General features: G+C 72.2%; 19 protein-coding genes. 14 read left to right on the top strand and 5 right to left on the bottom strand.

All coding sequences use genetic code 11. The features are described 5' to 3' along the window. Nucleotides 1–221: 221 nt before the first annotated feature. From CP977_RS01825 to CP977_RS01805, 5 genes are all read left to right on the top strand, one after another. A complete protein-coding gene (locus tag CP977_RS01825; protein ID WP_152369482.1) occupies nucleotides 222–2,327 on the top strand; it encodes a glycosyltransferase family 4 protein in 2,106 nt (701 codons plus the stop codon). A gap of 364 nt (nucleotides 2,328–2,691) precedes the next feature. After that, nucleotides 2,692–3,525, top strand: coding sequence for a DUF4397 domain-containing protein (locus CP977_RS01820; RefSeq protein ID WP_062760967.1), 834 nt, complete (start codon nucleotides 2,692–2,694; stop codon nucleotides 3,523–3,525). Between the two features lie 97 nt (nucleotides 3,526–3,622). After that, a complete protein-coding gene (locus CP977_RS34670; protein ID WP_234363873.1) occupies nucleotides 3,623–4,327 on the top strand; it encodes a class F sortase in 705 nt (234 codons plus the stop codon). Nucleotides 4,328–4,350: 23 nt separating this feature from the next. Further along, nucleotides 4,351–4,923: a sigma-70 family RNA polymerase sigma factor gene (locus CP977_RS01810; RefSeq protein WP_229991509.1), complete on the top strand. Its 573-nt coding sequence runs from the start codon at nucleotides 4,351–4,353 to the stop codon at nucleotides 4,921–4,923. After that, nucleotides 4,907–5,644: an anti-sigma factor gene (locus CP977_RS01805; protein ID WP_062760963.1), complete on the top strand. Its 738-nt coding sequence runs from the start codon at nucleotides 4,907–4,909 to the stop codon at nucleotides 5,642–5,644. Before CP977_RS01810 ends, CP977_RS01805 begins: the two co-directional genes overlap by 17 nt. Nucleotides 5,645–5,711: 67 nt before the next feature. On the opposite strand, the gene CP977_RS01800 is transcribed toward CP977_RS01805, so the two are convergent. After that, on the bottom strand, nucleotides 5,712–6,152 hold the full coding sequence (locus tag CP977_RS01800) for an ATP-binding protein (RefSeq protein WP_062760961.1): 441 nt from the start codon (nucleotides 6,150–6,152) through the stop codon (nucleotides 5,712–5,714). A gap of 309 nt (nucleotides 6,153–6,461) precedes the next feature. Here CP977_RS01800 and CP977_RS33965 point away from each other — a divergent pair, with 309 nt between their 5' ends. Further along, the gene (locus CP977_RS33965; protein ID WP_167309049.1) at nucleotides 6,462–6,632 is read left to right on the top strand and encodes a hypothetical protein; all 171 of its coding nucleotides are present in this window, start codon (nucleotides 6,462–6,464) and stop codon (nucleotides 6,630–6,632) included. 413 nt (nucleotides 6,633–7,045) lie between these two features. After that, a complete protein-coding gene (locus tag CP977_RS01795; RefSeq protein WP_079131643.1) occupies nucleotides 7,046–8,356 on the top strand; it encodes a phytase in 1,311 nt (436 codons plus the stop codon). 219 nt (nucleotides 8,357–8,575) lie between these two features. Here CP977_RS01795 and CP977_RS01790 read toward each other — a convergent pair whose 3' ends face one another. Continuing rightward, nucleotides 8,576–9,160, bottom strand: coding sequence for a TetR/AcrR family transcriptional regulator (locus CP977_RS01790; RefSeq protein ID WP_062760959.1), 585 nt, complete (start codon nucleotides 9,158–9,160; stop codon nucleotides 8,576–8,578). Between the two features lie 96 nt (nucleotides 9,161–9,256). Here CP977_RS01790 and CP977_RS01785 point away from each other — a divergent pair, with 96 nt between their 5' ends. From CP977_RS01785 to CP977_RS01775, 3 genes are all read left to right on the top strand, one after another. After that, nucleotides 9,257–10,150 (top strand): alpha/beta fold hydrolase, encoded by an 894-nt coding sequence (locus CP977_RS01785; protein WP_229991510.1) that lies wholly within the window; start codon nucleotides 9,257–9,259, stop codon nucleotides 10,148–10,150. A 412-nt stretch (nucleotides 10,151–10,562) separates the two neighbouring features. Continuing rightward, nucleotides 10,563–11,111, top strand: a complete 549-nt coding sequence (locus CP977_RS01780) for a DUF4396 domain-containing protein (RefSeq protein ID WP_152369481.1) — start codon at nucleotides 10,563–10,565, stop codon at nucleotides 11,109–11,111. A gap of 395 nt (nucleotides 11,112–11,506) precedes the next feature. Next, nucleotides 11,507–12,055 carry a phosphatase PAP2 family protein gene (locus tag CP977_RS01775; protein ID WP_308017203.1) on the top strand — a complete coding sequence of 183 codons (549 nt, stop codon included), beginning with the start codon at nucleotides 11,507–11,509 and terminating at the stop codon, nucleotides 12,053–12,055. A 194-nt stretch (nucleotides 12,056–12,249) separates the two neighbouring features. Here CP977_RS01775 and CP977_RS01770 read toward each other — a convergent pair whose 3' ends face one another. Continuing rightward, nucleotides 12,250–12,831: a snapalysin family zinc-dependent metalloprotease gene (locus CP977_RS01770; RefSeq protein WP_062760951.1), complete on the bottom strand. Its 582-nt coding sequence runs from the start codon at nucleotides 12,829–12,831 to the stop codon at nucleotides 12,250–12,252. A gap of 505 nt (nucleotides 12,832–13,336) precedes the next feature. Between CP977_RS01770 and CP977_RS01765 the strand changes: the two genes are divergently transcribed. Continuing rightward, nucleotides 13,337–14,254 carry an NADP-dependent oxidoreductase gene (locus CP977_RS01765; protein ID WP_079131661.1) on the top strand — a complete coding sequence of 306 codons (918 nt, stop codon included), beginning with the start codon at nucleotides 13,337–13,339 and terminating at the stop codon, nucleotides 14,252–14,254. A gap of 64 nt (nucleotides 14,255–14,318) precedes the next feature. Here CP977_RS01765 and CP977_RS01760 read toward each other — a convergent pair whose 3' ends face one another. Further along, a complete protein-coding gene (locus CP977_RS01760) occupies nucleotides 14,319–14,633 on the bottom strand; it encodes a hypothetical protein (RefSeq protein ID WP_062760947.1) in 315 nt (104 codons plus the stop codon). Between the two features lie 309 nt (nucleotides 14,634–14,942). On the opposite strand from CP977_RS01760, the gene CP977_RS01755 reads away from it, so the two are divergent. Beyond that, nucleotides 14,943–15,671 carry a hypothetical protein gene (locus CP977_RS01755; RefSeq protein ID WP_062760945.1) on the top strand — a complete coding sequence of 243 codons (729 nt, stop codon included), beginning with the start codon at nucleotides 14,943–14,945 and terminating at the stop codon, nucleotides 15,669–15,671. 168 nt (nucleotides 15,672–15,839) lie between these two features. Here the strand turns inward: CP977_RS01755 and CP977_RS01750 are convergent, their stop codons facing one another. Further along, on the bottom strand, nucleotides 15,840–16,967 hold the full coding sequence (locus CP977_RS01750; RefSeq protein WP_109186226.1) for an NADH:flavin oxidoreductase: 1,128 nt from the start codon (nucleotides 16,965–16,967) through the stop codon (nucleotides 15,840–15,842). A 168-nt stretch (nucleotides 16,968–17,135) separates the two neighbouring features. Here CP977_RS01750 and CP977_RS01745 point away from each other — a divergent pair, with 168 nt between their 5' ends. Together CP977_RS01745 and CP977_RS01740 are read left to right on the top strand one after the other, a co-directional pair. Further along, nucleotides 17,136–17,534 carry a MarR family winged helix-turn-helix transcriptional regulator gene (locus CP977_RS01745; RefSeq protein ID WP_062761241.1) on the top strand — a complete coding sequence of 133 codons (399 nt, stop codon included), beginning with the start codon at nucleotides 17,136–17,138 and terminating at the stop codon, nucleotides 17,532–17,534. Between the two features lie 335 nt (nucleotides 17,535–17,869). After that, complete coding sequence (locus CP977_RS01740) at nucleotides 17,870–18,757, top strand: YihY/virulence factor BrkB family protein (RefSeq protein ID WP_062760941.1); 888 nt, start codon at nucleotides 17,870–17,872, stop codon at nucleotides 18,755–18,757. The last annotated feature ends 305 nt before the right edge of the window (nucleotides 18,758–19,062 follow it).

Here is a 19,062-nt window from a genome sequence, read left to right as displayed (position 1 = left end):
CGTCCTGCCGCGCGGGTGTGACGTGGCGAGATCATGCCGTGTCTTCGTCTTCGCAGGGTGCGGCGGATGCGCGGGAAGGGCGATCGCCGGCCGGTGACCGCGCCGGGCCCCGATCCCGTACGGGTTCCCCGACCGCGTGCCCCGCCGCGACGCGCCGTGCATCCGCGTGCCACCCCGCCGGCGAAACACCGCAGGCAGAGAGCCTTCGGTGAGGAGCCCCCGTGGAACACTTTCCGTCCGTCGCCGCCGCCGCGCGAGACAGTCTCCGCACCCCGAGGGAAGGGCGGAGGGAGCGCGATCCGTTCGTCGAGGCCAGGACGGCCTACTGGAACCGTCTGCGCGGCGGAAGGGGGTCGCACGGCCCGCACGGGCACGATCCGTCGTCGTCCAGCCTGCTGAGAGAACTGCTCGTGGCGGAGTACCACCTCGACCACCGGGTACGGGCCCCTACCGACGGGGCCACGGTCCTTGACACGGCCCTGGCGAGGATGAGGAACCGGGTCCGGGCGGGGCAGGTGCCCGATCCCGACGAATGCGTGCGGCTGCCGGCCGGAAGCGGTTTCACGCGGGCCGTGCTGTTCGAAAGCTGGTGGGCCACCGCACACCGTTACGGGGCCGAGTGGACCACCGCCGCCGTACGCTCCGGGCTGCGCGCGACGGAGGACCCGGACGCGGTGGCCTTCCTGCTCGACATGGCAGCCGCCACGGGCCTGCGACCCCTGCCGCCCGCGGAAGTCCTCCGGTTCGCGGACGGGGACGACCGGCGGGTCAGGCACGCAGCCTGGCGCCTCCTCGCGGCGTACGGCCACGGGCGGTCCCCCGGGGCCGGGGGACACGGCCCCACCGACGCCTACGAGCGCGTACTGCTGGACGCCCTCGGGCAGCGACCCCTCACGGGGGCCGGAATCGAAGGGATCCGCCCCGGCCTGTTCGTCGCCCAGTCCATGCTCATGGGCCGCTTCGACAGCCCGGGGGAGGGGCTCAGCGGAGGCCTGAGCGTTCTTCTCGGTTCGCTCGGCGACGCCCTCGCCCGCACCGACGGCATCGCCGCCGCCATCACGCTGGTCACGGCCTGCCGCCCGGAACTGGAGAAGGATCCGCTCCTGCTGCACCGCCGGGCCCCGGGGCACTGGGTCCTCAGGCTCCCCCTCGACAGCGACCACCCGGTGGGCCCCGAGGAAATGGGGCAGCACCGGGAAGCGCTGGCCTGGTGGGCCGCCGAACTGCTGGGGTCGCTGCGGCACCCGATCGACGTCCTGCACGTCCGTTACGCCGATGACGGCTCCCTCGCCCTGGCGGAAGCCGCCCGAAGGGTCGGCGCGGCCCTCGTCTTCACCGCCACGCCCGACCCCCACCGCCAGATGAGCGAGCGGCACGACACCCCCGGCGCGAACCCCGCCCACGTGCGCCACGACCTGCACCGGGTCTTCCTCGCCGACCGCCTGGTCGAGCGGGCCGATCGGGTCGTGGGCATCGCCGGACGCACCGGCGGGACGAACGAGCTGCTGCGCCACTTCCCGCAGCTCGCGGAACGGACCGACGGCACAGCGCCCGGCGCGCCACCGGAGGGCGTCGCTCCCTATCAACCGCCGCCCGACCGGGAACGGCGCCGAGAGCTGCTCCTCGGCGCGGTCGACGCGGTGGCGAGTTCCTGCGGGGACCCCGCGCCCACGGTGCTGCTGAACGTCGGCCGCCTTCATCCGGTCAAGCAGCAGGACGTCCTGGTCCGCGCCTGGACGGAGTCGGGGTGCCACCGCGACTCGATCCTCGTGATCGTCGGCGGCAGCCCGCGGACGGGGGACTCCGTGGAGCGCGCGATGCGCGAACGGATCGAGCGGGCCGTCGCCGCCTGCCCCGAGGCCCGTCGACGGCTGCTCCTGCTGCCGGCCCTCCCCAACGCGGAGGTGCGGCTTCTCGAACGGGCCCTGGCCGACCCGGCACGGCCTTTCCGCGCCCGATACGTCTGCTCCAGCGCGAAGGAGGAGTTCGGCCTCGCCGTCCTGGAGGCCATGGAGGCCGGACTGGTCACGGCCGGCCCCGTCAGGGGCGGCGTCCCGCACTACCTCACCGACGGGGACAACGGGCTGCTGCTCGACACGTCCACCCCGCGAAGCCTAGGCGACGGACTGAAGCGTCTCCTGCGGATCGGCAACGAGGAGGCCGCCGTGATGACCTCTCGCGCACGGCGCCTCGTCCGGACCACGTACTCGTCCGTGGCCATGGCCCGCGTGATGGCCGAACACTACGCGGACGTGACGGACCGGGAGCGCCGGTCGAGCGACGACGGACCCGCGATCGGCGCTCCTCGCGTACGCATTCCCTCGTGAGCGGGAAGAGACCCGTTCGCGAGTGCGCCAGGCTCCCCCGACGCGACACCCGTACTGCGCGGTGGTACGAGGGGGCGGCGAACCCGGAGAGGTGCCTCCACCGGCCGTGGAGCACGGCGGAGCACCCGATCCGGCTCGTCACCCCCGTCCTCGCGGCGAGGAGCCGCGAGGTGCGGCCGGACCGGAAGGCAGGCGTCCCCGAGCACGCGTGGTGTCCCGAGGACCCCGGAGCCGCCTCCACGGGCATCCACCAAGACGAGGTAAAGATTTCAAGTATCCGGTGAAACCGATCGGCTCACGGCGACGGAATCCCTTTCCACACGGAGTTCGAAACCTTCTCGGGCTTTAGAAGGAGAGGATCACCATGACCGCTCGTACCGCAGGCGCGACCCTGGCGACCGGTGTCGCCGTCGTACTGTCCGTCACCGCTGGTGCTCCCGCGTTCGCCCAGTCGCAGTCCGACGGGGAGCAGGCCACGGTCTCGGTGCTGCACGCCGTGCCGGGCCTCACCGTGGACGTGTTCGCGGGGGACAAGGAGCTGCTGCCCGACTTCAAGCCGGGCACGCTCACCGATCCGCTCAAGCTGGACGCGGGTTCCTACGACATCAAGGTCTTCAAGGACGGGGAGGGCCCCAAGGGCACTCCGGCGATCGAGAAGACCGTCGAGGTGCCCGCCGGAGCGAACGCGACGCTGGTCGCGCACCTGACGGCCGACGGCAAGCCGACGCTCGACGCCTTCGTCAACGACACCTCCAAGGTGCCGGCCGGCAAGGCCAGGCTCACCGTCCGGCACGTCGCGGCCGCCCCCGCCGTCGACGTCCGGGCCGGTGGCACCCCGGTGTTCAAGGGACTCGAGAACCCCAAGGAGGCCGAGGCCGAGGTGGCGGCCGGCACGGTGAACGCCGACGTCGTCCTCGCCGGCACCGACACCGTGGCGATCGGTCCCGCCCAGTTGGATCTGGCCGAGGGCAGCAACACGATCGTCTACGCGTGGGGCAGCGCCACGGACAAGAACCTCGCGCTGAAGACCCAGACCATCACCGGCATGCACTCCGCGCCGGGCGGCGTTCCCGCAGGCGGGACGGGTCAGGCCGCGAGCGGGACCAGCGACGCGGCCCTGGGCGCCCTCGCCGCGGGTGCGGTCCTCACCCTCGGCGCCGGCGGTTACCTGCTGCGTCGTCGCACCGACGTCGGCTGACAGCGAACACACGACACCCAGACGGATCTCCGGGTGTGCCCGTCCCGTCCACCGGGCCGGGCACACCCGGAGCATCCCCGTGACGGAAAGGCCGACCGTGACGAGCCCGCAGCGGACAGGGCATCGCAGGATCCTCGGAGTCGCCGCACTGCTGGTCGCGGCCTTCCTGTGCGGCGCGCTCGCCTTTGTCGCGCTGCGCGGACAACCCACACGAGCCGCCGACTTCGGGACGGTACCGACGACGAAGGTGTCGTCGTCCGACCCCACCCGTGCGGCACCGGCGCAGGACTCACCGCCGTCGTGGTCGACCACCGCACCGGCGGACTCCGTCCCCTCCGGCCCGGCGGACCCCTCGCCACCGAAGGAACTGTCCGTCCCCCGGCTGGGCCTGCGCGCTCCCGTCGATCCGGTGGGAGTGGCCGACGACGGCCTGACGGAGGTCCCGCCGGACCCCGACCGTGTCGGGTGGTACCGCTTCTCGCCGGCGCCCGGCTCACCCGAGGGGTCTTCCGTCGTCGTCGGCCACGTCGATGCCGAAGGACGCGGCCTGGGCGTTCTGAACGGCCTGAACGAAGTCCGCCAGGGCGACCGCGTGGTGATCGGGCGCCGGGACGGCAGCGTCGTCGCCTACAGGGTCGTCGCCCGTCGGACCGTGGGCAAGGAGGACCTGGCCGAATCGGGTGCGTTCCGCCGTGACGGACGCCCCGTGCTGACGCTGATCACCTGCGCCGGTCCCTACCTGCCCGACAACGGCGGATACCAGAACAACCTGGTCGTCACAGCAGTGGAGGCATCCGAGTGACAGCTGTTCGGGAAGGCGCGGGAGTGCCGGCAGCCGGTGTGGCCGCGGCGACGGAGGAGGACCTGGGCGAGGGGTTCGCCGAGGGCGACGAAGCGTGCCTGAACGAGGCCTACCGCCGCTGGGGCGCTCTCGTCCACGCCGTCGCCGCCCGCAGGCTCGCCGATCCGGAAGAGGCGAAGGACGTCACCCAGCAGGTCTTCGTCGGCGCCTGGAACAACCGCGGCAGCTTCGACTCCCGTCGCGGCTCCCTGAGAACCTGGCTCATGGGGATCACGCACAAGAAGGTCGCCGACGCCTTCGACAGGCGCTCCCGTCATCTGCGCGACGTCGACGCCGCCACCGCGGCCGCGAACATATCGGTCCGGCCCGCGCCCGCGACCGAGACACTGCTGGACCACATGGTGCTGACGCGAGAGATGGAAGACCTGCCGGACCAGCAGCAACTCGTGCTTCAACTGGCCTTCTACGAAGACTTGTCCCAGACGCAGATCGCCGAACGCACCGGAATGCCGCTCGGAACGGTCAAGAGTCACACCCGACGCGGCCTGATGCGCCTGAAGAAGCGGTTGGAGGCGGACCGTGAAGCACACCGATGAAGAGACCCTGGCGATGATGGCCCTCGGTGAGGAGACCGACCCGGCGGCCTCCCTCCACCTGCACGAATGTGACCACTGCCGAAGGGAGTACGACAGCCTGCGGCGCATCGTGACCGCCATGAGGACGCCCGCCCCGGCGGAACACGAGCCGGTCCTGCCGTCGGAGGAGGTCTGGAACTCGATCGCCGCCGAACTGCGGGTCCCCGGACCCCCCGCTCCTCTTCCGGCACACGGCGGCACCACCGCCTCGGTGCTTCGGCCCGGTTCGGGCCGCCTGCGGCGTACGAGTCGCTTCGCCGTGGCTCTCGCCGCCTGCGCGGCCCTGCTCGGCGCCGCCTCCGGCAGTGCGCTCACCTGGTGGCTCACGCGTCCGGACGCACCGGTGGAGCAGACCGTGGCCGACGGCAGACGGCTCGATTCCCTGCGTGCCGACTCGGCCGGTTACGCGCACCTGAAAGGCGACACCGGACGGCGCTCACTGGAGATCACCGTGAAGGGCCTTCCCGAGACGGCCGGCTACTTCGAGGTCTGGCTCATGGACCGCACCCACACCAAGCTCGTCTCCATGGGAGTCCTCGGACCCGACGGCCACGCCGTCCTGCCCGTCCCCGCGACCATCGACCTGGACGAGTACTCGGTCGTGGACGTGTCCCTCCAGGCCTACAACGGCAGACCCGACCACTCCGGCGACAGTATCGTCCGGGGCCTTTACAACGGGTGAACACGGGCTGCGTCGCCGGTTCCCGGATCACCGTTCGCCGCCTTCGAAGGCGGCGGACGGAAGGGGTTCAGCCGCCCTGCGTCTGCGCGGGGTCCGCGTCGTCGTCCAGGACGATGCGGGCGGTGACCCGTTTGCCTACGGGTGCGCGCCGGACCTCGAAGCTCTCGGCGACGGCCACGACGAGCTCCAGGCCGTGCCGGCCGATACGGCCCGGATCCGCCGTGCGGACGGTCGGTGTGGAAGGCTCCCTGTCCCAGACGGTGACCTCCAGCAGGCCGCCCGCCGCGTGCAGTTCCAGCACGATCGGTCCCGGGGCGTACTTGCAGGCGTTGGTGACCAGCTCGCTGACCACCAGCTCGGTGGACTCCACCACGCGCCGCGCAACGGCCGCGCCGCGTCGTCCGGGAAGCCGGCCGAGGAACTCGGCGGCGATGCTCCGAGCATGAGAGGCGGAGCCTTTACCGCTCTCGAACGTATGGGTGATCCGGGCGATCCGGGCTTCCTGCATCCGCTGGTCTCCGTCCTGTGCCGGTGGGTCCGTTCACCGTTCGTGCCCGCGCCTTCCTTGCCGCGCAGAGATTTCCCACTTCCTCCTACCGGTCGCGGTGGCCGTCCGGATGCGCCCGTCACCGCTCCTTCGGGCGGGCAGGTGCGCAGGTGTACAAGCCGATGCCCCGGTACGGCCGAGGGGCCCGGTCCCCGGTGCGGCGGACGGCAAGTGCGGGGGTCCGGCCGACAAGGGGGGCGGTGGTGTGATCGGTACCGTCTCGGGTAGCGGGTGGGCATGTTCAAACATCGACGTGTACGGGTCGCGTGTGTGCTGGTGGTCGGATGCGTGGTGCTGACGTTCGTGGAATGGCGGGCGGAGCAGGCAACCTGGCGCACGGCGGTGGTGAGCGGGTTCCTGATGGCGTGCGTGGTGGCCGGTACGTGGTGGTTCGCCGAGATGACGCAGGGCCTGTCCTCGCGAACGCGCAGGAAACGCTGAGCCGTTGCTCCCGGCGGGCGAACGTTCCCGCGCAGGGACGAAGCGCGCGCACCCGGCCGGCGTGTCCACGGGTGGCGCCGAAGACCCCTCGCTGTTCCAGGAGGACGGGCGGGGCGACAGGACCGGTCGTCGGACGTCACATCCTCGCGGACCGCACTCGTGAGGGTGAGGAACCGTTGTCCGAGCCGTCCCCTCCCGCGACCGCTCAGGACGGAAGGGTCCCATCGGGAAGCCCGTCGACGTCACCGAGGCGAGCGGGCCCCGTCTCCCGGCTCGGACGGCGTACGACGCGGGATCGTTCACCGCACGTACACCGGAGTCCGGTGTTACCCGCCGTGCGACCGCCGCCGTACGGACACCCTCCGGGGCCAGGCTCTCACGGGTCCGACCATCCGCCCGCAGAGGAGACTCGCGTGACCCGCTCCACCATCGTCCGATCGACCGTGCTGACCGTGACCACGGCTCTCGCGGTGGCGGCACTGGCGGTGCCCGCCGAGGCCCGGCACCGCCTGCACGCCGACGCCCTGCCGGTCGTGACGCCCCGTGCGGAGACGCCGGTGCTGCACGACGACGACGAGGGCGGCAACGCCGACGCGGACGACCCGGCCATCTGGCGCAACGCCGTCGCCCCCGACCGCAGCCTCGTCGTCGCCACCGCGAAGGAGGGCGGCCTGCGCGTCTACGACCTGGACGCGCGTCTGGTGCAGTCGATAGCCGCGCCTCCTGCCGCGGGTGAGGACGACGCACCGGGCCGTTTCAACAACGTGGACCTCGTCCACGGCCTCCGGCTCTCCTCGGGGAAGGCCGACCTGGCCGTCACCAGCGACCGCGGCCACGACCGGCTGCGCTTCTACCGCGTCGACCGGGACCGGGCCGGCGGCCCGCTGACCGACGTCACCGACCCTGCCGCACCGCTCGTGTTCTCCCGGGACCAGGCCGAGGTCGACGACCAGCGGACCGCCTACGGCCTGGCGACCTGGACGGACCCGGCGACCGGGAAGTCCTACGCCCTGGTCAGCCGCCGCGAGCGCACCGCCATCGCCCTCCTGGAACTGCTGCCGACCGCGGACGGCAAGGTCACCTACCGCAAGGTCCGCACCCTGGACCTGCCCTCCGCCTTCCGGCTGCCCAACGGCACCTCGTGGTCCCCGTGCGCCGAGCCCGGCGAGCTGCCGCAGGTCGAGGGCATGGTCGTCGACCCGGCCAACGGCATGCTCTACGCCGGTCAGGAGGACGTCGGCGTCTGGCGGATGCGCGCCGACCTCACCGGTGCGCCGAAGCTGATCGACAAGGTCCGCGAGTACGGCGTTCCCGGCGTCTACGACGAGGAGACCGAGGAGTGCACGCCGGGCACCGACCCCGGCTTCGGCGGCACGAGGATCTCCGCCGACGTCGAGGGCCTGACGCTGCTCACCGAGTCCGACGGCGACGGTTACGTCCTCGCCTCCAGCCAGGGTGACAACACCTTCGCCGCGTACGACCGCGAACTGGAGGACGCCAACGAGTACGAGGGCGGCTTCCGGGTCGCCGCCGCGAACGACACCCTCGACGGTTCCGAGGAGTGCGACGGCGCCGCCGTCCTCAACGCCCCGCTCGGCTCCAAGTACCCCAACGGCCTGCTCGTCGTCCAGGACGGGCACGACGCCCCGGGCGACGGCGACCGGGACGCGACCAACTTCAAGTTCGTCGACCTCGGCGGAGTCATGGACGCCCTCGACGACTGACCGTCCCGTGGACCGCGGGTCACCACCCGCACGCCGACGCGTGGGTCCCTGCGGCCCACGCGTCGGCGTTCCCGTGAACAGCGGGGTTTCGTGCGGTGGGAAGCCGAGCCGGAGGTGCCGGGCCCGGTGCCGGCCGACCACCGGTCCGGGACGGTGAGGGGGCCGGTCGCCGCACGCCTCCGGGCCGCTTCCCCGGAAGGTCCGCGCGGCGGCCGGCTCTCACCTCTTGTAGGAGTCGATGAGCCGGGCCAGGTGCTCGCCCGCGACCGTCAGCGGCGTCTCGCTCTTGAAGACCTGTGCGGTGAGTTCGGCGCCTTCGAGGGTGCTGATGACGGTGGTGGCCAGGTCGTCCGCGTCACCCTCCGGGAATCCGGCTTCGCGAAGCCTGTCCGCCACCAGGTCCCGCCAGTGCTGGAAGGCCTGAGCGACGGCGTGCTCGATGGCGGGGACCCGCCCGGTGGTCTCCAGGGCGGTCGCGCTGATGGGGCACCCGTCCACCCACCCGGAGTCGCGCAGGTGGTGGGCGAGCGTGCGGGCGCAGAGGGCGACGGCCTTCGCCGGGTCGGCCTCTTCGGTCAGGGACGCCGACAGCAGTTCGGCGAACTCGTGGTCGGCGTGCCGGACCGCGGCCACGCCCACGGCCTGCTTGCCGCCGGGGAAGAAGTGGTAGACCGAGCCGAGCGTGGCCCGGGCCTCCTGGGCGACCTGTTTGATGCCGGTCCCCTCGTACCCCTGCCGCTGCATCAGCAGGGAGGCCGCACGGACGATGCGCTCCCGAGTGCCCGGCTGTGGTGTGTTCGCCATGCGGCCGAGCTTACTGGATAAAACGTTCGTTCTAGCTTGTGGCCCACGCGAGCGCCGTGCTAACTTCCGACACTAGTTAGAACGTTCGTTTTAGAGATGCTCGGAAACGAGGAGCTGGAGATGGAACACAAGCGGATCACCGTCAACGGCCTGGACCTGGCCTACGTCGAGGCAGGAGAAGGCCCGCTCGCCCTGATGCTGCACGGCTTCGACACGCCCAGGCTCTACCGGTACCTCATGCCCGCACTGGCCGAGGCGGGATACCGCGCCGTGGTCCCCACCATGCGGGGCTTCGCGCCCTCCCAGGTGCCGCCGGACGGCAGCATGCGCCTTCCCGACCTGATCGCCGACGCCAATGCCCTGCACGAGGCGCTCGGCGGCGGGTCCGACGCGGTCCTCATCGGGCACGACTGGGGCGGCTTCACCACCTGGGGCGCCGCCGCGGCCGCACCCGAGCGATGGGCCAGGATAGTCGTCAACGACGTCCCGCCCCTGGAGTTCTACGATCGCGACAGCGCGGATCCGAGCAGGATCGAGCGGTACGTCCACTTCTACTTCTTCCAGATGGCCATAGCCGACCGGCTCGTCGCCGCCAACGACCTCGCCTACCTTGACTGGCTCTGGGACCACTGGACGGGCAACGTCCCCGGCTACGACTCCACCGAGGACCGCAAGGCCATGAAGGAGGGCCTCGGCACGCCCGAGAGGCTGCACCTCGGCCTGGAGCTCTACCGGCAGAACTTCCCGGCCGCCACGTTCGGCACCCCGCAGTGGGAAATGGCCCGCGTGCTGGACAAGCTGCCCTCCCAGCCCACCCTCTACCTCCACGGAACCGAGGACCCCGTGGTCGACGAGGAGACCCTCGCCGACATCATCGCCATGCTGCCCCCCGGATCGGACGGCGCGATGATCGAGGGCGCCGGCCACCACCTCCTCGCCGAGAAGCCGCAGGAGGTCAACCGGCGCATCCTCGCCTTCCTGGCTCGCTGATCACGCCCTCGCGGCGCGGGTCGCCCATCGGCCGACGACCGACCCGCGCCGCGAGCCGTCGTTCTTCTTCCGCGTCTTCGTCCGGCAGTGCTTCACCCGCCCCGTCGCCCCCTCGGTGAGGCCTGTGAGGCCGTCCCGCTGTTCTGGTCGATCCGATCCGGGCCGGCGCCGACCCCGGGGACGTCAACTCCGCCGACAGCCACGCCGCGCACGGCGGCTTCCGCGCCCGGGGCCGGCTGCTGCCGTGCCCGCCTCGGTGGGTCCCCCGGTCGGGTGCCTTCGGTGGAACGCCGCATCGGACGGAACTCTCGGACGCCGTGGCTTCTATACCCCTAGGGGGTATAGGGTGTCTTTGCGTGGCCGAGGAGGAAGGCCCGCACACTGGAATTCGGGACGGGAGAGGGCAGCAGCCATGGACCACAGCGCACACCACACCGGCTCCGCTCGGGCGGACCACGGGAACCACGGTGCGGACCGCCCCCATGACCACGGCACCCGCGCCGGTCACGAGCACGCCCCTCACCGGAGCGCCTCCTGGGGGACGGCGGCGAAGGCCACACTGCACTGCCTGACCGGATGCGCCATCGGCGAGATCCTCGGCATGGTCATCGGTACCGCGCTGCTGTGGGGCAACGTCGAGACGATGATCCTGGCGATCACGCTGGCGTTCGTCTTCGGCTACTCCTTCACCCTCTTCGCCGTCCGCCGGGCCGGCCTGAGCCTCAAGAGCGCCCTCAAGGTGGCCCTGGCCGCCGACACGGTCTCGATCGCCGTCATGGAAACGATCGACAACGGCATCATCGCCCTCGTCCCCGGAGCGATGGACGCCCACCTGTCCGACGGGCTGTTCTGGGGCGCCCTGCTGGGTGGTTTCGCCGTCGCCTTCCTCGTCACCACACCGGTCAACAAGTGGATGATCGGCCGCGGCAAGGGCCACGCGGTGGTCCACGCCCACCACTGACCCGCCGCACACGACGTCCATGCGTTCCGTCGTCCAGGGCGCACCGGGAAGGCAGGCAGGGCGAGAGGCCGGAACTGCCTTCCACCCGGAGAACGACGAAACGGCGATGTCCCCGCGTGGTCTTCCCCGCGCCGGCTCTTCCCCCGCGACCACGACCCTGCCCCGTCCGGCCCCGTGGACGATTCCCGTCCGAGGCGGCGGCCGGGGCATCGACGCTGTCCTTCGGCATGCGAAGGCCGCCCACCGGCAGGACGCCCTGCGCAGAACCGCCCCGGCCCAGCGGACCGGGCCCCTGCAGGCCCTGCGTACGACAGGAACGGGTGGACCTCGCCGGAACCACTGCCGCCCGCGACGAACTCCGTGTGGTACGGCCGCATCCGGGGAAACGGCGAAACATGGGAACCCTGGCTGCAGCGCGAAGCGTCGATCACCGGCTGACCCGGCACATGGCCGCCTGGGATTCTGCCTGGGCCCGTCGGCTTCTGCCGCCGGTGGAGGAGGCGGCCGAGCACACGAAGCTGTGGTGGGCAACAGCCGTGGCGATGGCGGCCGGTGGAGGCCTGCGGGGCCGCAGGGCAGCGGCAGCCGGGATCGCGGCGATGGCGGTGGCGGAACTGCTGTCCAACGGGGTGGCCAAAAAGCTCGTCGAGCGACGGCGGCCGCCCAAGGAGTGGATCCCTCACAGCGATGTCGAGGACCGGCCCGACAGCTCTTCCTTCCCCTCCGGGCACACCGCCGCCGCCGTGGCCTTCACCGCTGCCGTCACACCTGCCTGGCCCTGGGCCGGAGCCGCGTGCGCCGTTCCCACCGCTCTGGTGGCGATCGAACGGGTCCACAGCGGAGCGCACTATCCCTCCGACGTTGCCGTCGGTGCCGCCATCGGCCTGTCCGTAGCCGCCCTGGTCCGATCGGTACCCCGTTTCGCCGTCCGCCACCTGGGCTGAGCCCCGGCGGATGAACAGGCGGTGGAACCAGTGCAGGTGGGCGAAGACGCGCTCCACGAACCAGCGTCGAGCGTCGAGGACGGAGTCGTGCTCTGTCCTGCGTCCTCCTTCGACGCCCGGAGGTGAGGGCCGTCCATGTGCCAGGGCTTCGACCGAGCCACCCGGGAAGCCCGGATGGCTCGGTGGGAAGGCGCTCAGGGCGCGTCGACGAGGGTCCGACCGTCGGCGGGCACGAGCGCGGCGAAGCCGCCGGCGTAGGCGGACTGCACGCGGGACCGCTCGGTCGCGTTCGGGACGGCGTTGGTGCAGGCCGTACCGGCGCTCGACCCCGACATCAGTTGTGAGCACGGGCCGGGCTTGGTGTCCGGCAGGCCGAGGCTGTGGCCCAGCTCGTGAGCGGCGATCCGCGTCTTGTCGTAGCCCTGGCTCACGGCCTGGGCACCGAGTTCGACACGCACCTGACGGCCAGGGCGGACGGGACCGAGCGTGGCCTGCGGCCAGCCCGTGGTGGCGACGATCACGATCTCGGCGCGGACGCCGGGCGCCGCCTCCACCAGTTTGACGTTGCTCACGTTCGCGTTCCACGAGGCGACCCCGGCCGCGATCGCCGCCTCCCAGCCTCCGGCGCGGCTGTCGTCATAGCGGAGGGTCACCACCGCCGCCTCCGCGGCGGAGGATTCCAGGGCGGGGGCGGGGGCGGCGGTCGCCGCGCTCGCCACGGCGAGGACGAGCGCGGCGGCGGAGGTACCCGCCTTGAGCCATGTGCCGAGGGGCATCGCTGCTCCTTCATCTGTGGGGGACCCCGCCTCGGTGGAGGCGGGCGCACGAAGGGGTGGCACGGGCGTCCGGTGGGGCCGGACACGAACGTCGAGCACCCTCCGAGCCTTGTGATGGTAGGCCTCGGAGACCGCGAATGCCATGCACCTGTCATTTCTTTTCCGTCGGCACCCTTCTTCCGAAAGGGCGCAGGACGGCTCGTGCGAGCCTGCGCGACGGTCGGCCCACTCCCTTCCCGACGCGTCGGTGCCCGTTCGGAGGAAGGCCCCGGCATGTCCTCCGCCCGGGCTCGCGTCTCGCCCGAAGCCTCGACGAACCGGAGGAGCACCCCTGTCTTTCCGTACGGTCGCGACAGGGCCGGGGACCGGAACGGTGCGGGCGTGCTCCGTACGGAGCGAGGCGCCGGGCGTGGGCGAGTCTCCCGGTGCGCCCCTGCCGAGCCGTGCTCAGATGGGCGGACGCAGCCGACAGCACAGGAAGGGCGCAGGGATGTCCGAAGCCACCATGAGGGCGATGGCGTACGAAACCTACGGAGGGACGGAGGTGCTCCGCGAGACCCGGCTGCCGCTGCCGAAGGTCGCTCCCGGTGAGGTCCTCGTCAAGGTCCGGTGCGCCGGAGTCAACCCGGTCGACTGGAAGATCATGGCGGGCGGGCTCGACGCCCTGATGGACGTCGTCCACCCGGTGGTCCCGGGGTGGGACGTCAGCGGCACCGTCGAGCGGGTCGGCATCGACGTGCCCGAGTTCGCGGCCGGTGACGAGGTGATGGCCTACGCCCGCAAGGACTACGTGCACGGCGGCACTTTCGCGGAGTACGTCAGCGTGCCCGTGCGCGCCCTCGCGGCCAAACCCTCCTCGCTGAACTGGACGCAGGCCGCCGGACTGCCGCTGGCGGGCCTGACCGCCTACCAGCTCCTCACGCGGCTGGACACGGGTGCCGACGACACCGTCCTCGTGCACGGTGCCTCCGGCGGCGTCGGGTCCTTCGGCGTCCAGCTCGCCCGGGCGCTCGGCGCGAGGGTCATCGGCACCGCCTCCCCGCGCAACCACGACCGGTTGCGCGGATTCGGCTGCGAGCCCGTCGCCTACGGGGACGGACTGGCCGAACGCGTCCGCGCCCTGGCCCCGGACGGGGTCACCGTCGTCGCCGACTTCGTGGGCGGGGTCCTCGACACCACCCTGGCCGTCCTGGCCGAGGGCGGACGGCACGCCTCCATCGCCGACGACACCGTGACCGGCGCGGGCGGCCAGTGGATCTGGGTCCGGCCGAGCGGCGAGGACCTCGCGGCCCTGGGCCGGCTCGCGGACGGAGGCCGGCTCACGGTCGACGTCGCCGCGACGTTCCCGCTCTCCGAACTCGGAGCCGCCTTCGACCTCAGCCGGGAAGGCCACACCCCGGGGAAGATCGTCGTCGAGGTCTGAAGCGCCTCCACGTCGAACGGGCACTCCCGCGCCCCGCGCGGAAGTGCCCGTTCCCCGGCGCGGGTCAGAACTCGATGCAGACCGGTCCCTGGTTGACGTTGATCAGACCGACCTGGGTGACGGCGCCGTTGCAGGCGAGGTCCATGTCACCGCCGCCCTTGCTCTCGCCTGCCTCGTCGAGGGGGCCGAAGTCGATGCAGACCGGTCCCTGGTTGACGTTCACCGCGCCGACCTGCGTGGTGAAGTCGTTGCACAGCCCGTAGGGCGCCGACTCCTCCCCGCGTTCGAGGTGGTGGTCGGCCGAGGCGATGCCGGGACCGGCCATCACCGCGGTGGCGGCGAGAGCGACGGCCACGAAGGTCTTACGGAAGGACAGCATGATCTCTCTCCGGGAAGTGGAGGACGGGGACACTGCAGACTCCACCAGCGCCGCCCTCCCTCCGCATGCCGGAGTACGCCGCTTGCGCCGCCGGGCGCCGCGATCCGCTCTCTTGGCGGTGTGCCGGAAGGTCCGCGCTCCGGCGAACCGCGCGAGCCCGGGTCCGGCGCGAGCCGCCGTTCCCACCGCACCGGCGCCCTCCTCGTGCGGCCCGGCGCGGACCGCACGGCCGGGAACGGGTCGGCCCCGTGGGGTGCCGCTGCCGGCCGGTGGACCCGCCGGCCGGCGCGACCGGGCAGACTGTGCGGGATGGACGACTATCGACCCGTGGACCGGGACCCCGCCCCGGAACGCTATGGACGCCTGCACGTACGGACCGGCGATCTCGGCCCGGCCCGTTGGCTCACCGAACGCACCCAGGAACACGGCGCCTTCGGGACGGTGGCGGGTGTCGCCGCGCCCGGATTCGCCGCCTACGCGAGGATCCTGCATCCGGCTTCCCTGGAGGAGCGGCCGGTGCGCTGGGAGACGGTGGCCGCCGCCTACGGGCGCGGGATGACGCCGGGCACGGACTGGCACGAGGTAATCGGGTCGGACCGCGACTACCACAACGCTTCCGATTACGGCTTGCCCGGCGTCTGGGACGAGCATCCGGCGGAAGGCCCGACTCCGCCCGCTGTCGCCCGAGAGCTGATCCCCGTCCTCGCCCGGCACACCCGGACCTCCGAGCACTGCTGGTTCGGTCTGTGGAACGGATACGGGCGATGGGACTTCGACCGGGTCCCTTCCTTCGAGACCCCCGGCCGGGACGAGGTGCTGCTCGCCGGGACGCTGGCCGACGCCGTCTCGCCGGTCTCCCTGGACGAGTTCGCCGAACTGCCCGACCTGTGGTGGCCGCAGGACCGCGCCTGGTGCCTGGGCGGTGATGTGGACCTGGTCAGCACCTACATCGGCGGGTCCCGAGAACTGATCGCCGATCTGCTGGCCGCCCCGGGACTGGAGGCGCATCCGACGGCTCCCGGCGACAAGGTGGGCTGAGCCCCGCCGCAGGCGGCTGGGAGCCGCCGAACGCAACGCTCGACGGACAGGCGTGTTCCCGGTCCGGGAAGCAGGTCGCCGACGGCATCGACGGCATCGACGGCATCGACCCTCGGCGCCCCGCACGCGCCGGGGGAACGCCCGACGCGCGGAGCTCCGGGACGAGCCTCAGCTGAGCGTCTTCAGCGCGGCCGCGTCGTACGGCTTCAGTTCGTCGGTCCTCCCCGCCAGGACCTTGGACGCCCATTGCGGGTCCTGGAGCAGGGCGCGGCCGACGGCGACGAGGTCGAACTCGTCGCGCTCCAGGCGGTCGAGGAGGTTGTCGAGGCTGCCGAGTCCGGCGCCCCTGCCGGCGAAGGCGTGGATGAAGTCGCCGTCGAGGCCGACCGATCCGACGGTGATCGTGGGCCGGCCGGTGAGCTTCCTGGTCCAGCCGGCCAGGTTCAGGTCCGAGTCCTCGAACTCCGGAAGCCAGTAGCGGCGGGTGGAGGCGTGGAAGGCGTCGACGCCGGCCGAGGCGAGCGGGGCCAGGATCGCCTCCAGCTCCTGCGGGGTCTCGGCGAGGCGCGCGTCGTAGGCCTCCTGCTTCCACTGCGAGTAGCGGAAGATCACCGGGAACCCGGGCGAGACGGCCGCACGGACCGCGGCCACGATCTCGGCCGCGAACTTCGTACGGGACACGGCGTCGCCGCCGTAGGCGTCGGTACGACGGTTCGTCCGTTCCCACAGGAACTGGTCGACGAGGTAGCCGTGGGCGCCGTGCAGCTCGACGCCGTCGAAGCCGATGCGCTCGGCGGCCGCCGCGGCCTCGGCGAAGGCGCCGATGACGTCGTCCAGGTCGCCCCTGGTCATCGCCCTGCCCGTGTCCTCGGTGCCGTCGACGCGGATGCCGGAGGGGCCCATGGCGGGGGCGTCGGGGTAGGGCGCCTGCCCCTGCTCGCGCACCATGCCGATGTGCCACAGCTGCGGGACGATCGTGCCGCCCGCCGCGTGCACGGCCTCGGCGACCTTCGCCCACCCCGCCAGCTGCTCCTCGCCGTGGAAGCGCGGCACGCGGTCGCTCTGTCCGGCCGACTCGTGGCCGACGTAGGTCCCCTCCGTGACGATCAGGCCCACACCGGCGGCGGCACGGCGGGCGTAGTACGACCGCACGTCCTCGCCGGGAACACCGCCGGGCGAGAACATGCGGGTCATCGGCGCCATCACGATGCGGTTCGGGACGGTGAGGCCGTTCAGTGCGACGGGCCGGGACAGGATCTCGGTCGCACGGGAAGCGGGGGACGCGGTGACGGTCACGGAGACGCTCCTCATGGATACTGCTTGACAACCTTGATGCTTGAGGACTTCAAGCAATGGGAAGAAGGTAGGCACCGATATTTGAGATGGTCAAGTTTCGAGGGATAGAGTGGCTCCATGAAGGAATCTCCTCGCGCCGCGGCACCCCGCGTCGACACCGCCCGGCTCATGGAGCTGCTCTCGGTGTCACTCGGCGTCTACTACGGCGACTTCACCGTCGCGGCGGCGAGCGAGGACCTCACGGCGAGCCAGGGCAGGACGCTGACCGTGCTGCGCCGGGGGCCGGCGGCGATGCGCGCCCTGGCCGAGAGCATGACCTGCGACGCCTCCAACGTGACCGGGATCATCGACCGTCTGGAGAAGCGCGGCCTCGTGCGCCGTGAAGCCGACGCGTCCGACCGGCGCGTCAAGAACGTCGTCCTCACGGCCGAGGGCGAGCGCGTCACCGACGCGATCCGCGCGAGGATGCGCACCACGCAGGACGGCCTCGACAGACTGGGAGACCAGGACCGGGAGCACCTGTACGCCCTGCTGGAACGGGTCTTCGCGTCCGGTTCCCCCTCCTGACCGGGCGCGGCCCACGACGGCCGTCGGGCCGGGGGCCGTCCCGGAACGGTCGGGTCCCGAGCGCGAACACCGCGCTCGACCGGTCGGCCGTCCGGGCGCGCGCGGCGGGCGCGCGCCTCCGGATCCACCGCCGTCGACCCTCCGCCGTCGCGCAGGCCGTGGCGCACCGCACGGTGCCCCGTGCCCGCGAGAAGCTCTGAACTCCCGCCCCCTTCGACCGCGACGACGGCCTCGTGTTCCGACGGGCCGGGCGCCGGCGGGCAGGAACGGCCGACCGGACGGTCCCGGCCTCCGGGAAACGGGGTGAGAGCGGTGGCGCCGGGCAGGAGGACACCGTGGCAGCGAACACCCTCCGGACGCGCCGGAGCACCCCGGGCAATCGTGCGGCCGAGTCGGTACGGCTGGTGCGCTCAACCCTGCGCGGCACCGCCGTACGCCTCTGGCACGACAACATCGCCGACTACGCGGCGGCTCTCACCTACTACGCGGTGCTGGCGCTCGTGCCCGCCCTGCTCGTCTCGGTCTCCCTGGTGGGACTGGCCGGGGACGGAACCCGCGAGCGTCTGATCCTCGACCTCACCTCGTACGCCCCTCCCCAGTCGGCCCAGGTGCTCCGCGAGGCACTGGAGGGCCTCACCTCGACACCCTCCTCGCTGTGGGCCCTGCTCGTCAGCGGCGTCCTGAGCGCACTGTGGTCGGCCTCCAGTTACCTGGCGGTCTTCCGCCGCGCCCTGCACACGATGTACCGGCTGCCCGACACGCGCCCGCCGCTGCGCGCGGCGCACGTCCTCGTACTCACCGCCGGAGCGCTGCTGGCCCTGCTCGTGGCGGGCGCCGCGAGCCTCGTGGCGACCGGCCCCGTGGCCCGCCGACTCGCGGCGGCCGTCGGCCACTCGGGCACGGACACCGTGGCCGCCCTGCGGTGGCCGGTGCTCCTGGCGATCGTCACGGCCCTCGTCCTCATCCTCTACCGGACCGGCCCCGCCCAGGCCCGCCGGAAACGCCGGGGCTTCTCGGGCGGCGTCCTGGCCGCGTTCCTGTGGCTCGGCGCTTCGGTCGTCTTCACCCTGTACACGCAGTTCGGGACCTACAGCCGCATCTACGGTTCGCTGGCGGGAATCGTCGTCTTCCTGGTGTGGCTGTGGTTCACCAACCTGGCCCTGCTCGCCGGCGCGCAGTTCAACGCGGTGCTCGCGCGGGCGGAGGAACGAACGGATCCGTGAGGGAACGGCACGCGGCCCGCGGGAACCGGCCGGACCGTTCGGCCGGCGCCGGGCGACCGGTGCCCCGGACCGTCTCGTCGGCCGTACGCCATGGGCGACCAGCGGCTCCCGGCGACAGCGCGGGAGGTCGCGCCGACCGGCCTCCCGTGCCGTCGCCGCGCCGTGCGAGCCCGGTCTACTCCAGCATGCGGCGAGGCGAGCCAGGTGCGGGCCGCCGCCGGGGCGTTGCGCAGGTCCACCATGAAGTCGCGGTACCGCACCCGGTCCAGGACGTGTTCGGCGGTGCCGGGTGCGGCCGGGCCGCC

The sequence above is a fragment of the Streptomyces cinereoruber genome (assembly GCF_009299385.1).
Classification (GTDB): domain Bacteria; phylum Actinomycetota; class Actinomycetes; order Streptomycetales; family Streptomycetaceae; genus Streptomyces; species Streptomyces bikiniensis.
This window is presented reverse-complemented; position numbering and strand designations above follow the sequence as displayed.